The following is a 13,617-nucleotide window of genomic DNA, read 5'->3' as shown; positions in this document are numbered from 1 at the left end:
TTATGAATAAGGAATTAGAAGAGTATTTACGTGAATTCATCTCACTTGAACGATGGGATCGAATAAATAACGTATTAGAGCAACGGACTCGAAAAATAACCGTTGTACTTGAGGATATCTATCAACCGCATAACGCAAGTGCGGTATTGCGTAGTTGTGATGGCTTTGGGATTCAAGATGTGCATATCATTGAAAATCGAAATCAATTCGATGCTTCATCTGAAGTAACTATTGGAGCTGATCAGTGGCTAGATCTTCATAGATATAACAAGACTAACCATGATAATGTATCTGAATGTTTTACTGAATTAAGAAATAAAGGCTATAAAATTGTAGCTACTACGCCTCATGAGCAGGATTCTAATCTGAATGAATTAGCCTTATCTACGCCTATTGCTTTAGTATTTGGTACCGAACTTGAAGGGGTGACCGATCAAGTAAAAGAACAGGCGGATGCTTTCGTAAAAATCCCAATGCATGGTTTTAGTGAAAGTTTTAATATTTCAGTGAGTGCCGCTATATGTTTATATGATACTACCACACGTTTAAGAAAAGAACGTTTGGATTGGATGCTATCAGAGAATGAAAAATCTGAAATCAGAATTGAATGGTTGAAGAAATCTATTAAAGCGGGTGATCAGCTTGTTAAGAGATTCATGGAAGAGCATAAAGAAGCTCATTAATAACATAACGAGCTTCTTTTACTGATTTCTTATCGTGGTAATGTAATAGTGATATCAGCAACTAATGCTGCAAAAACGGCCATGGTAGCAACCGACTCGTTAAAATCATCAATGTTCAGTTTGTCGATCGTATCAGCTGCGGTATGATGAAACCAGAAGTATTTACTGCCATCCACAACTAGTCCCATTCCAGGCACGCCATCTTGCATAAGTGGTCCAATATCAGCACCACCGCCGCCTTTTCTTACTTCACCTGAATCGGCTTTGCGTAATTCTTTTCCAATTTCCACTAGTATATTATAGGCTTCATCGCTGCCACTAAATCCAAAACCAATGGGGTCAAATACTCCACTATCTGATTCTATAGCTAGTATATGTTTGTTTAAACTTTTCTCTTCCTCTTTAACCCAGCGATGATATTCATTAGCCCCACGCAATCCATTTTCTTCGTTTGTCCATAGCACAACCCTGATTGTTCGTTTAGGCCTGATACCACTTTGCTTGATAAGTCTAAGAGCTTCCCAAGCAGCTACACAACCGCCACCATCATCCATTGCACCTTGGCCTACGTCCCAAGAGTCTATATGTCCACCCATTACAATAATTTCATCAGGGTACTCACTACCTTTAATTTCGGCAATTACGTTATGGGATAATGCATCTTCTAAAGTTTTTGCTTCCATGTTGAGGGTGATTTCTACAGTTTCACCTCGTTTAGAAAATCGCTCAATGAGATTCGCATCCTCTACAGTAATTGCAGCGTGTGGAATTTTAGCTACACCATCTTCATAGTTCATAGTGCCAGTATGAGGCGTTTGCATTGAATAAGAGGCTACAGAAGCGATTATGCTTGCTATAGCACCATGTTTGGCTGCCGCTGAAGCACCATTCATTCTATATTGAACCGTTTTGCCATAACTTGTGAAGGGAGCATTAAAGAGTACTATCTTACCTTTTGCTAATTCAGATTTATTCTCTAGATCTTCAAAAGATGTAACTACTAACACCTCAGCGGTAAGGGCTTTCCCATTTGTCCCAGCACTGCCGCCCATACTAAGCATGGGTAATTCTTTTTTTATGGGTGTGTTTAGAATTGCAGATTCTTTACCTCGAACCCAATGTGGAACCATTACAGGTTGTTTCCAAACACGGTCAAATCCATCGTTTTCCATTTCTGAAACGATCCAGTCAATTGCATCTTCTAAAGTTTTTGAGCCACTTAATCTGGGACCATAGTAATCGGTTAAGTGCGTAAGTCGATTAAACCCAAAATTACTTTTTAACGCATCTTTGATTAGGCTTTGAGCCCAATCACTTTGTGGTTCCGAGACGTGAGATTGGGCAACTGAATTAAATAGAGAAGTACTAAGAAATAGTATTAGAAAGGGGAGGAGTAGATGTTTTCGCATTCTTCAACGTTAATTTTTTGATTAGCTGAAGAAAGTAAAAAGAAGAATTAATTGCTTGGATTAGGAGACTTAATCCATTGATTTAGTATTTGTCTTAGCAAATTCTTTGAACATCAAATATTCCTCAGGTGAGATATCCGCAAATAGGTAGTTGATAGGATCTACTTTGATATCATTAAGATGTACTTCATAGTGAAGATGCGGACCTTCTGTTAACCCTGAATTACCAGAATATGCGATTAGATCTCCACGGTTTACTTTATTTCCTTTTTTCAATCCTTTTGGAACCGAAGAAAGATGGGCATAGAGTGTTTCGTATCCATAACCGTGATCTATCACTACAATACGACCAAGAGTACCTCTTAAGCCAACATATTTGATGGTACCGTTTGCAGTAGCATATACTTCACTTCCGATGTCTGCTCTAAAGTCGGCAGCGGCATGCATTCTTGTGTAACCTAACACTGGATGATCTCGCATTCCAAAGCTACTTAGAAGAATACCTTTAGTAGGTTTAATTGCAGGAATGTGTTTTAATTTCTCAGCATTATTATTGTAGGCTTCCTTCAATTCTTCAAAGCTGAGTTTCTGAATATTTATTTTACGCTCTAGATTATTCAGCTTATTAGTGGTCCAACGTAATAACTCTGCCGTCGATTCTGAAAATACATCAAGTTCTTCATCTGGGAGCGCACCACCTGTACCTGCTTCTCGTTCATCAGATGAAATATCTTCTAGTCCGAGTACAGATCTATATATTTCGTTGTCATTTTTAGCTATTTCCTGAAGCTGTTCATCAATGGAAAGGATCGACTCTTTTGTCTCTTCAAGTTGTGCAGCAAGGGCATCATTTTCAGCCTTCAATGCTAATTCAGCAGGTGTACCTACAAAATTGGATAATAGCATTATCCCTAAGCCGGATAATACCACACCCGTGAGTATCCATACAGATAAGTTATATACGACTTGCTCTGCTTTATTATACTCGATAGGTATAAATTCACATTTTTGTTCGTCGTAATAGAAATGATTCTTTAATGGCATAAACTAATTTTAATCCTCGAAAAGGTACCAACAACCTCGCTTCTTATCAAAGAGTGTAAAAGCATTCTAATGTTACTCCAAATCACCTTCAAAGTATTCAATAGCTCTTTTAGGTCCTTGATGCATTCCTTTAGTTTTTAAAGCAATTTGAGATTGAATTCTATCTTGGAAGGCTTTTGCGGGATCGTAGCCATAATGTTTCAATAAATAATTCATGGCTATTACTTCTGCAATTACGGTGATGTTTTTACCAGGGGTGATAGGGAGTTGAATTAATGGTATGTCTAAATCTAGAACAGATACAGAGTCATGGTTTAATCCTGTTCGTTCAATGTCTTCGGTTTCATCCCATAAAGTTAATTCTAACACTACCTCTAATCTTTTTTGGTATCGAATAGATCGAATACCAAACATCGACATTACATCAACGATTCCTAACCCACGAATCTCCATAAAATGTTTACTCATCTCCGTTGCCGAAGACATTAACACATTACTCTTTTTGGTTAACATCACAACATCGTCAGCCACTAAGCGGTGCCCACGTTCAATTAAGTCTAAAGCGACTTCACTTTTACCAATACCTGATTTACCTGTAATAAGGATTCCTATACCATAAACATCAACCATTGCTCCATGAACCATTGTTTGCACAGCAAACTGGTCTTCTAGAAAATCTCTAAGAAGAAACATGAATCGTGTGGTTTCTAAGGATGAGGTATAGACGGGTATACCTGCGTTATTGGCCATTTCTATGAGCTCAGGTGGGAGTGTGTTACCATCAGTTAGGAATATTACAGGTATATCAAATTTAGTGATGAAGGAAAAGGCTTCTTTTCGCTTATCAATGTCTAAATTATTTAAGAACTGAGATTCGGTATTCCCAAGAATTTGAATTCGTTGGTAGGTAAATAAATCCACATACCCTGCTAGCGCCATTCCCGGCCGATGTAAATCGGCCTCGGTTACAAATTTATCTTCTGAAGTTTCAGTGTTTGTACATGCAATCAAATTAATTTGAACACGCTGTTTCAATTTTTGAACAATGTAACTAACACTAATTTGTTCTTTTTTGGGAATGGGCTGGCTAGGTGAAAATGGCATGTATGTGGTTAATTAATGTACAGCGTGTAGTTTTTCTTTATATCGTTTGATTTGACGAGTGGCTACATCCACCGCATCTGAAATTGCTTTTTCGTAGGTCTCGGCTTTCTCATTAACAGCAATTACTTTTCTGGGCACTTTAATAATGATCTCAGCTTTTTGAGGGTGCTTGGGATCAGAAGTTGGTTCTAATATAATATCGCAAGAGACAATTCTGTCGTAAAATTGTTCGAGTTTTTCAACGCTTCCAATACTAAATTCTTTAAGATTCTCGCTTGCATCAAAATGGCGTGATGTTATTGAAATATTCATAGTGTCTCCTAGTTATTTTTATTTTGTTTTAGCTCTCGGATGTGCATGCTCATACACATTCTTGAGGCGTTCTACACTTGTATGTGTGTAGATCTGGGTTGCTGATAAATTGGAATGACCCAGGAACTCCTTAATGATTCTGATGTCTGCCCCGTTATTAAGCATATGCGTTGCAAAGCTATGTCTTAACACGTGAGGGCTTTTTTGTGTAACCTCGCTTGTTTTACTTAAATATTTCTCAACTATCCGTTGAGCGTATCGTGCATACATTCTTTGTCCGTTTCCAGCTAAAAATACAGCCTTCAAAGCATCGTTATCCGTTCTGCTTCCAAACAATTTTTCTTTAGTCTCAAGATGATCTTTAAGAGCTTCATAAGCTCTATTACCTAATGGGATGATGCGTTGTTTATTGCCTTTACCAAGTACGGTTATTTGTTTTTTATGTAAATCTAAATGTGATATATCTAAACCAATTAGTTCACTTAAACGAATACCCGTTGCATAAAAAAGTTCCAATACAGCCCGACTCTGCTTTCCTTTGGGAGTGTCTGTGTTTACTACATCCATCATTCGTTGGATGTCTTCCGGCGTAGTAGTTTTAGGAAGTGTCTTGTCTTTTTTAGGAACCACCAACAGATGAGCTGGATTTTTTTGGATATACCCTCGACTAAAACTGTATTTAAAAAATGATCTTAGAGAAGCTACTTTACGAGCTATACTACTTTTTGCTAATCCCTCTTCAGATAAATTTCCTAACCAAAGCCTAATAGTAAGTCGGTCTATCTGAGCTAGATCAATTTTATCACTTTCTTTTTCAAATTGATGGGTACAAAAATCGAGAAAATTGAGGAGATCATTTTCATACGAAGTGATGGTGTGAGGAGAGGCATTCTTTTCAACACTCAAATATCGGAGATATTTATCAATAGTCACTTTCATATGTTGGAATATGTATAACCGTACACAAAAAAGAAAACGATTATTAAAATATAATGAAGTCTAAAAATTAGACCTTACGGCCTTTCCAAGCTACTTTTTTGCCTGTTATACTATCTATCAAACATCGAATACCAAGGAGTTGAAACCAGAGAACTCCAATACTGTGTGTAAAAGCAGAATAAATCTCCCATTTATAGATATAGTTTAGAATCATACGGTGTATCCAAGGGATTAAAATTAGTATGGATGAAAGTATGATTATAGGGGAACTGGAAGATTTGAAGCCAACCCAAAACGCATAGTAGGGGAGAATAAATGTAACGAGATGAAGTATGCCCATCACTATAAATAGAAAGGTACTATTAAAGCCCAATAAAAAGTTTTTCCGTAATCCATTCCATATTTCTGAATAGCTGGTATACATTCTACAGTAAACGGTATTGATTCCAGATAACATTCGAAGTGAAAATCCTTGACGTTTTACTTCTTTAGCAAGTTGTACATCATCTAAAATATATTGTTTAATGCCTTTATGACCACCAATTTCTTCATAAATGGATTTCTTAAATGCGATAAATTGTCCACATGCAGCCGAGAACTCTGGACCTAATTTGTATTTTAATGACTGAGGCATCCATTTAGGATCTCGTTCAACATATTTGGCGGGTAGAAGAGTGTACAGGGCGTAGTATATATGTGGAATTATTTGTCGTTCCCAATAGGATTCTACTATCTGTTGTGGCCAAACAGTAATGGCATCAAATTGATTGAATTGAGAACTCGCCTTCGTTAGTGCATTACGTGCAAGCCATACATCCGCATCGATGAAAACGAGAACATCGCCTGTAGCTGCTTCACTAAGCTGATGGCATGCCCAAGGCTTGCCTAACCAATCATCAGGTTTAGCGGCTCCGTTTAATATGGTAAGATTTGGGTGTTCGTTTGACAGCTGCTGAAGAATGGAATTTGTTTCATCTGTTGAATGATCGTCGAGAACGAGAACTTCAAGATATGGGTAGTCTTGATTTAAAATCGATTCAACACATCGCTTGATTACTTTGGCTTCATTCCGCGCAGGTATGCATACACTAATTGCTGGCTTAGTATCAATATTAGTATTAGGTAAATCTTTTATTTTGTTGAACTCAAATAAATTACGGAGCAGAACAGTGCTCGTAAATAATAGATACCCTAAAGCGATATATAAAAATATTTCAAACATATAATGAACGTAATGTAAGATTGCTTTGGTTAAGCTTCACTTTATTGTAAGTTTTAAGCTATGAATATATCTACTGATTTTAAGGATGAAAGCCCTTTTCAAAATAAGCTATCTGGTGCTTATGAATGGTGGTATTTCGACGCTCTTACTAATGATAAAAATTGGGGAATCGTTGCAATATTTTATGAAGGTAACCCATTTTCCCCAAATTATATTGAAGGGATAACATCTAGAAATGCCACTCCCAATAATTTCCCTGCAGTAAGCATTTCTATTTATCACAAAAAGCAGACCGAATACTATAGTTTTAAAGAATATTCAGCTAATGATTTCGAATTTAATGAAGTAAGCAATGAATATAAGATCGGTGATTGTGCATTTCAGAGGACAGTAGGTCAAGATGGAATCAGCTATAAGCTTACTTTTGATCAGTTTTTAGTATCTGGGTTTAGCTTAGTAGGACAGTTAACATTTAAGTCTCCTAAATTATTAAAGGGCACTATAGCTCAAAAGTCTTCTAACGACCATCATCTTTGGAATCTGATACAACCGCAAGCTGAGGTAAAAGGAGACTTAACAATTAGTGGTAAAACCAAAAACCACGAAATTCAATTTGAAGGGCTAGGGTATCATGATCACAATGTTGGTTTTAAACCAATGAAAGATGATTTTGAGGATTGGTATTGGGGGAGGTTTCATTTCGACGATGCTACTCTTATTTATTATATCATGAATCAAAATTCTGGGCGTCAGTACCAAGCTTGGTTAATTGATAATAAAGACCCTAGTTCCATTAATGAGTTCACGAATATTGAATTGAAAGAAGAAGGATTAACGCCATTTGGACTTCGTTCTTCGAGAGTAATAAGTTTGAGTTCAAAGGAACTACAAGTTCATATACAGCAAAGCCACTGTGTTGATTCTGGCCCATTCTATCAACGGTTCATAGCTGAAGCGGTGCTAAATAATGGAGAATCGTTAAAAACTAGTACGGGAATATCAGAATACATTAAACCTGAAAGAATTTATAACAAGATATTTTGGCCGGCAGTCCGAATGCGTTTACAATTTATGAACCAAAAAGCACACTGGGTTCAAAAAAGCAAACGAATGTATCCTTGGACTTGGTAAGCTAAATAGGTTTAAATCCTTCATCTGTAAAGCCAGCCACATTTCTAGTTTGAGTTAGAAGATGTTGTAAGGCTAACTCAAAATGATTTGTGAGTTTTTGATTGGTGAGATTTTTTGTGGGTTTCGTAGACTCACCAATATAGATGTATAACTCTGGTTTGCTGTCTCTAAAAGTTTGTTGATATAAGGCAATTGGTACAAAATCTACTTCTGCTTCCATTTGTTTGTATAACCAACTTAAGCCTGATTTGAAAGTTGGTTGATTAGAACTAACAGGGGTTATTTCACCTTCTGGATAAATAAATAAACTCGAGTTAGATCGTTTCATTGAATTAATGGCATATCTCAGTGATCTTATAGTTGATTTTGAATCCTTTAGATTTATAGAAAAGGCACCAATTTTAGAAAAGAAAGGGTGTTTAATCATTTGTTCATCTTCCATGATAGCTCGAGCATGTTGCTTAAAATGATAGCTATTCAAATACAACGGTATTAAACCATCCCACCAAGAATTGTGATTTAAGTAGTACACAGTTTTTGAAGCCTTCGAAGGAGTATAGTGCTGCTTTATATAAACTCTTTTAAAACGTCGCTTCATTAGCCATTTCGTGTATAAACTAAAGAAGTGGATATAAAACTTAGATTCTTGTGAAGGTATAAAACTCAATGTGATACTTTTATTGGTGATGATAGGGGCTTCTGCCTTATCTTTGATGCATGAAGAAACACAGAGGAAAACCTATCGTTCAAATAACTCATCCAGAAATTGAGCAATATGCTGAAAATCACACAACGGATGAAAGCTCGGATATTCATAAACTCATTTCATCAAGCGATGATAAGTTAGAATATATTGATATGCTAAGCGGAAAATTAGTGAGCCAAATATTAAAAATGCTCATTAGAATTTCGGGAGCAAAGAATATTTTAGAGATTGGTACTTTTACAGGATATTCGGCATTGGCTATGGCGGAGGCGATAGAAGAAGGAGGAAGGATAACCACCATAGAGATGAACCTTCGTTACCAAAAAATTGCAGAGGAACATTTTGCTGAATTTGATAAAAAAGGTGTAATAAAATTATTGAAAGGTAATGCTCAGAGCTTAATTAATGAGCTAGATGGACCATTCGATATAATTTATATGGATGCGGATAAACTAAGATACGCCTATTACTTCGAACAGTCGCTACCGTTATTAAAAGAGGGTGGGTTAATGGTTATTGATAATGTGCTTTGGGATGGTACAGTTCTTGACCCAACAGATCACAAAGCCGAAGCCATTGCAAACTTTAATAAACTTGTGGCCGATCACCCTGAAGTTGAACAAGTGTTGCTACCTATTCGGGATGGATTACTAATAGCTGAAAAGCTAACTAAATAGATATCATCATTTAAAACATTCGTAGATCACAAAGCGATCGTTCTCTTTTAGAATTCTTGTGGATGTAAATAAAGGGTCTAGATGAGTAAATAGGTTTAAATGTTTACTCGTAACCATAGCAAATCGACCATTTTCTTTTATTATGCGTTGCACTCCCTTGAACAATTGAATGGCCACTTCAATGTTGTTTTCATGACCGAAATGGAACGGGGGATTAGAAACAACGAGGTCTATACTCTGATCTTGGAACACTTCTAAACTGTCGGAATAGTGAAATGCTTCATTCGGTAAATCAGGTAGATTCATTTTTGATGATTCAATAGCTAAGAAAGAATCATCCATCAAATGCAGTTCATTAGGCTTAAAGGAATCATATAATTCCTTGGCTATTATCCCATTTCCGGAGGCTAAGTCTAAAACACTCTGTTCATTTTCTTTTGCTTCAAAATGCTCTAAGAAAAATTGAGTTGCGAAATCAATATGACCAGATGAAAACACACCTTTATATTGCTTAATATCATAATCTTTATAAAAAATGGATTCAACTATGTCTTTAGCGGGTTGGTCTTTTTTCCCCTTTAGAGTTAATACTCTAGCTTTCTTTTTCGCTTTTGATTGTTCTACCGAGTCAAAATAATACTCAGCTATCTCTATTAATCTTGGCGAGAAATGGCGGGTCATAAAACCGGCAAAGATTACGCCTTCATCTGCTATACCACTATGAAGTTGTTGAATAAGTAGTTCAAATAGATTCAGTGATTTTGGGATTTTCAATAGCGCAAAATCAAAGGTATCAATCGTATCAAGTGGAGATCTAAATTGTAACCGCTCAACCGGGATATCATTCAACTTAGCATTCTTATAGAGTGCCTTTTCTTGGCTTTTGTATGCAATGATATGCTGAGTTGGATTGGTATTGAATAGATTCGCTAACACTCCAAAACGGTCATTCGATATACATAACTTTGAATGAGGCTCTACCTGGTTTTCAAGAGTTTGATGGAGCAGCTCATCGGCGGCATTCCATGCTCGTAATGATTTATTCGTGGTTGAAGGGTAACGTTTAAAATTGAATGTTCGGTCTTTAGTTTTATAGATCATTCCATGATTGACTTACATACATAATCTGGGATAATACCCGTGGCTTCAATTTGTGACTTATAAGTGTCTTCTCTGGTATTTCCAGATAGTACTAACATGGTTTTTATACCAAATTTGTTACCACCAAGAATGTCAGTTTCTAATGTGTCGCCAACCATTAAAATTTCATCTTTATTGATAAAGCCATCCTTTGTTAACTGTTCATAAGCAAACATAAACATTTGAGAATCAGGCTTACCGTAATGAATGAATTTCTTACCTAACATATTTTCCACCAACTTAGCTATTCCTCCAGTTGCTATGGCAATATCATTGGATGAAACAGGATAGTAGTAGTCAGAATTAGCTAGTATTACAGGCATATTCTTTTTACGAAGAAGGTTAACCACTTTATTGATATCAGTATTCCAGTCGAAGCCTTCATCATCTAGGAAAACACAGGCAGATATATCTTCTATATGGTCTAGATCTATATCTTTTACCGCCACATGTTCCAGCCCAGATTGGAGTATGTAATCAGCTGAGTTTTCAGTGCCCAAATAAGCAATTCGTCCTTCAGTAATTTTTTGTTCTAAGAAATGCTTAGCCATCATACCTGAAGTGAGCATTTCATGAAGTTCAATACCATGAAGTCCTAATTCGTTATACTTTTCAATTTGCTGTATAGGACTTCGGGAAGCATCGTTCGTCAAAACTCTAAAGAGCTTTTTCTCATCACGAATAAATTTTAGTGTTCTTTCTGCTCCTTCTATTAAACCATTGTGATTTTTTATAACGCCATAAGAATCTAGCAGAATTGCTTTAAACTGTTTGGCAATGTCAAAGAATGAAGGGTAACTCATTTTATAGATCCAGAGCTTTTAATAATGGTTCAGGGTTGAATGTGTTTTCAAGAGAGGGTAGATGCGTTTCTAAAGCCTCTTTTTGTAATTTTGTAGCAAATATCTCGTGGAAAAAGAATCGACCATACTTAACAACATAGTTGAGTATGAAAAAACGATAGGCATCTTTAAGAAATCGTATTTCTTTTTCTGTAAGTGGGAATTCTTTGTGATAGGCTTTTAGAAAGATGATAAAACGATCTTCCATCATAACATCCACATTGTAGGTAAAGACGGTTTTATCACCTATGTCGGATGAAACGCGTGCAAAGAAATAAAAATCAAGCATTCGAGTACTCATCCTAAACCAATCATAATCCCACCTAGAATAAAGTTTAAAATTGGGGGTGACTGAGAAGTTGCCAATATTCCAATCTACAAACACAGGAATAGACTCGAGTTTGTCAGCTCCTATGGTATCATAATTTGCTAAAAAAGCATCGCAATGGTTTTTAATTAGCGATCGATGCATGGGATACTCATATTTGCTTGAAGTGTCGTCAAGTATTTTTATGAGATCATTGATATCATCCTTCATGGTTTTAGAAGACCGAGGAAGGGTCGCTTTTACCGTATCACATGCCTTATGAAACCGAGCGGTTTGCTGCCCAAGTTTAGCTATTTGGTCTTCGTCTAATCGCTTAGGTAACTTTTCTTTTATATGAATAGGGCGATAGAACACTACCCAAGCATCAATTACTTGGCTCTGATAGCGATACACGTATAATTTATTTCCTTTCATTAATGATCGTGCAAGGAAATTTTCGAATGGAAACGGAAGGTTATTCGATAAAGTATTTATGATGCTATGATCTTCAACAAAATGGTCATATTTACCGAAGTAGGAGAGCTTAGCTACTATGTAATTTCTATCTTTTAAGGTAATTCTATACACATGGTTGGTAGATACTTTTGCACTTATATCTACGATATGAGCGATCTCTCGACTAGGGTCATAATCGTTCCACGCTTCTCTGATGATGGTATCAAAATCTATAAACGCCATTAGATCAACTCAAAGTACCTTTTAAGTTCCCAGTTATCAATTTGTGGCTCGTATTGCTTCCATTCCCATTCTCGAGTGCGAATAAAATGATCTACAAAATTTACTCCAAAAAGCTCATTGGCAATTGGTGATTCCTTCATAGCCTTGGTAGCTTTGAATAAATTGGTAGGGAGTGATTTTAATTTCTGATTATCGTAAGCATTACCATTTACAAAAGTATCATCTTCTAACTTGAGCTTATGTTTTATGCCATATAAACCTGAAGCTAATGCAGCAGACATCGCTAAGTATGGATTAATATCCGCACCAGGAACACGGTGTTCAATACGAGTTGCATTACAATCAGGATTGATGACTCTTAATGCCGTTGTTCTGTTCTCAATACCCCAGCTGATTGATGTGGGGGCCCAAGAGCCATCTACAAATCGCTTGTAACTGTTAACAGTAGGAGCAAACATGGGTAGTATATGAGGTAGACAGTGTAATTGCCCAGCAAGAAACTGTTTCATTGTTTCACTCATATTATTCTCATCATCCGAATCATAAAATAGGTTCTTTGAGTCTTTAAGATCCCACAAGCTTTGATGAATATGTGCACTACATCCTGGCAATGCAGCATTCCATTTCGCCATAAAACTAGCTAGTATCTCATACTGATAGGCAATTTCTTTAACAACAGTTTTAAAGATAATGGCTTGGTCGGCAGCCGTTGATAAATCGTCATAGGTGATACAGGCTTCATAAACCCCATGGCCAGTTTCAGTATGTAAGCCTTCTAAAGGAATGTTGAGCTCTTTAAGGGTATCAAATATTTCGTTAATGTATTCTTGATTTAATGACGATCGCAGAAGTGAATATCCGAACATACCCGGTGTAAGTGGGGTAGGGTTTCTATAGTCTTTTTCATAAAGACTTTGCGGTGTTTCGCTGAAGTTGAACCATTCAAATTCACAGGCATATTTTGGAAGTAATCCTAAATCAAAAGCTTGTTTTTCGATGTTCTTTAATAACGTTCGAGGACATATATCTTTAAAAACATCGTCATGCCGAAAGTCGCCAATTAAGAATGGTTTGTCATCATCCCAAGGAATAGAAATTAAGGTATCAACATCAATGAAAGCTTGTGCATCTGGGTATCCTGTATGCCAACCGCTTGCTTCGGTATTGGTATAGCACGCATCATTGATATCCCAACCAAAAATGACATTGCAGAAACCAATTTTACCGGATTTGAGGGCTTTGAGTACTTTATCTTTGCTTAGAAATTTACCCCTTAATACACCGTCTATATCAGTTACGGCAAATCGAATGTTATTAGCACTCGATTTTTCAATGCGATTTATAACTGCTTCTTTGTTAGATACTTCCGTTTTAACCATAACGGAATATAGAAAAGCTTTAG

14 protein-coding genes are annotated in these 13,617 nt (G+C 36.5%); 3 read left to right on the top strand and 11 right to left on the bottom strand.

Annotation, left to right across the window (positions count from 1 at the left end):
• Window positions 1-2 precede the first annotated feature (2 nt).
• On the top strand, window positions 3-683 hold the full coding sequence (locus tag B155_RS0101720; protein ID WP_018126508.1) for a TrmH family RNA methyltransferase: 681 nt from the start codon (window positions 3-5) through the stop codon (window positions 681-683).
• A 29-nt stretch (window positions 684-712) separates the two neighbouring features.
• On the opposite strand, the gene B155_RS0101715 is transcribed toward B155_RS0101720, so the two are convergent.
• From B155_RS0101715 to B155_RS0101690, 6 genes are all read right to left on the bottom strand, one after another.
• Window positions 713-2,092, bottom strand: coding sequence for a M28 family metallopeptidase (locus B155_RS0101715; protein ID WP_018126507.1), 1,380 nt, complete (start codon window positions 2,090-2,092; stop codon window positions 713-715).
• 69 nt (window positions 2,093-2,161) lie between these two features.
• A complete protein-coding gene (locus tag B155_RS0101710; protein WP_018126506.1) occupies window positions 2,162-3,136 on the bottom strand; it encodes a M23 family metallopeptidase in 975 nt (324 codons plus the stop codon).
• A gap of 72 nt (window positions 3,137-3,208) precedes the next feature.
• A complete protein-coding gene (gene hprK, locus B155_RS0101705) occupies window positions 3,209-4,240 on the bottom strand; it encodes an HPr(Ser) kinase/phosphatase (RefSeq protein WP_018126505.1) in 1,032 nt (343 codons plus the stop codon).
• A 12-nt stretch (window positions 4,241-4,252) separates the two neighbouring features.
• Complete coding sequence (gene hpf / locus B155_RS0101700) at window positions 4,253-4,552, bottom strand: ribosome hibernation-promoting factor, HPF/YfiA family (RefSeq protein ID WP_018126504.1); 300 nt, start codon at window positions 4,550-4,552, stop codon at window positions 4,253-4,255.
• 18 nt (window positions 4,553-4,570) lie between these two features.
• Window positions 4,571-5,491 (bottom strand): tyrosine recombinase XerC, encoded by a 921-nt coding sequence (locus B155_RS0101695; protein ID WP_018126503.1) that lies wholly within the window; start codon window positions 5,489-5,491, stop codon window positions 4,571-4,573.
• Window positions 5,492-5,558: 67 nt separating this feature from the next.
• Window positions 5,559-6,713 carry a glycosyltransferase family 2 protein gene (locus B155_RS0101690; RefSeq protein ID WP_018126502.1) on the bottom strand — a complete coding sequence of 385 codons (1,155 nt, stop codon included), beginning with the start codon at window positions 6,711-6,713 and terminating at the stop codon, window positions 5,559-5,561.
• A gap of 60 nt (window positions 6,714-6,773) precedes the next feature.
• On the opposite strand from B155_RS0101690, the gene B155_RS0101685 reads away from it, so the two are divergent.
• Window positions 6,774-7,844 (top strand): lipocalin-like domain-containing protein, encoded by a 1,071-nt coding sequence (locus B155_RS0101685; RefSeq protein WP_018126501.1) that lies wholly within the window; start codon window positions 6,774-6,776, stop codon window positions 7,842-7,844.
• Window position 7,845: 1 nt separating this feature from the next.
• Here the strand turns inward: B155_RS0101685 and B155_RS0101680 are convergent, their stop codons facing one another.
• The gene (locus B155_RS0101680) at window positions 7,846-8,442 is read right to left on the bottom strand and encodes a lysophospholipid acyltransferase family protein (RefSeq protein WP_018126500.1); all 597 of its coding nucleotides are present in this window, start codon (window positions 8,440-8,442) and stop codon (window positions 7,846-7,848) included.
• 119 nt (window positions 8,443-8,561) lie between these two features.
• On the opposite strand from B155_RS0101680, the gene B155_RS0101675 reads away from it, so the two are divergent.
• Entirely contained in the window at window positions 8,562-9,227 is a 666-nt protein-coding gene (locus B155_RS0101675; RefSeq protein ID WP_018126499.1) for an O-methyltransferase, read from the top strand.
• A 6-nt stretch (window positions 9,228-9,233) separates the two neighbouring features.
• On the opposite strand, the gene B155_RS12740 is transcribed toward B155_RS0101675, so the two are convergent.
• Genes B155_RS12740 through B155_RS0101655 form a run of 4 tightly spaced genes read right to left on the bottom strand, consistent with a single transcriptional unit; the run spans window position 9,234 to window position 13,594 of the window.
• The gene (locus tag B155_RS12740) at window positions 9,234-10,328 is read right to left on the bottom strand and encodes a class I SAM-dependent methyltransferase (RefSeq protein ID WP_018126498.1); all 1,095 of its coding nucleotides are present in this window, start codon (window positions 10,326-10,328) and stop codon (window positions 9,234-9,236) included.
• Window positions 10,325-11,170 carry an HAD-IIA family hydrolase gene (locus B155_RS0101665; RefSeq protein ID WP_018126497.1) on the bottom strand — a complete coding sequence of 282 codons (846 nt, stop codon included), beginning with the start codon at window positions 11,168-11,170 and terminating at the stop codon, window positions 10,325-10,327. The genes B155_RS12740 and B155_RS0101665 overlap by 4 nt, the downstream gene beginning before the upstream one ends.
• Before the next feature lies 1 nt (window position 11,171).
• Entirely contained in the window at window positions 11,172-12,215 is a 1,044-nt protein-coding gene (locus B155_RS0101660; RefSeq protein ID WP_018126496.1) for a hypothetical protein, read from the bottom strand.
• Window positions 12,215-13,594: a glutamine synthetase family protein gene (locus B155_RS0101655; protein WP_018126495.1), complete on the bottom strand. Its 1,380-nt coding sequence runs from the start codon at window positions 13,592-13,594 to the stop codon at window positions 12,215-12,217. The genes B155_RS0101660 and B155_RS0101655 overlap by 1 nt, the downstream gene beginning before the upstream one ends.
• Window positions 13,595-13,617 lie beyond the last annotated feature (23 nt).

The sequence above is a fragment of the Balneola vulgaris DSM 17893 genome (genome assembly GCF_000375465.1).
GTDB classification, from domain to species: domain Bacteria; phylum Bacteroidota; class Rhodothermia; order Balneolales; family Balneolaceae; genus Balneola; species Balneola vulgaris.
The sequence above is the reverse complement of the archived record's forward strand: the minus strand, read 5'-3'. Positions and strand labels throughout refer to the sequence as shown.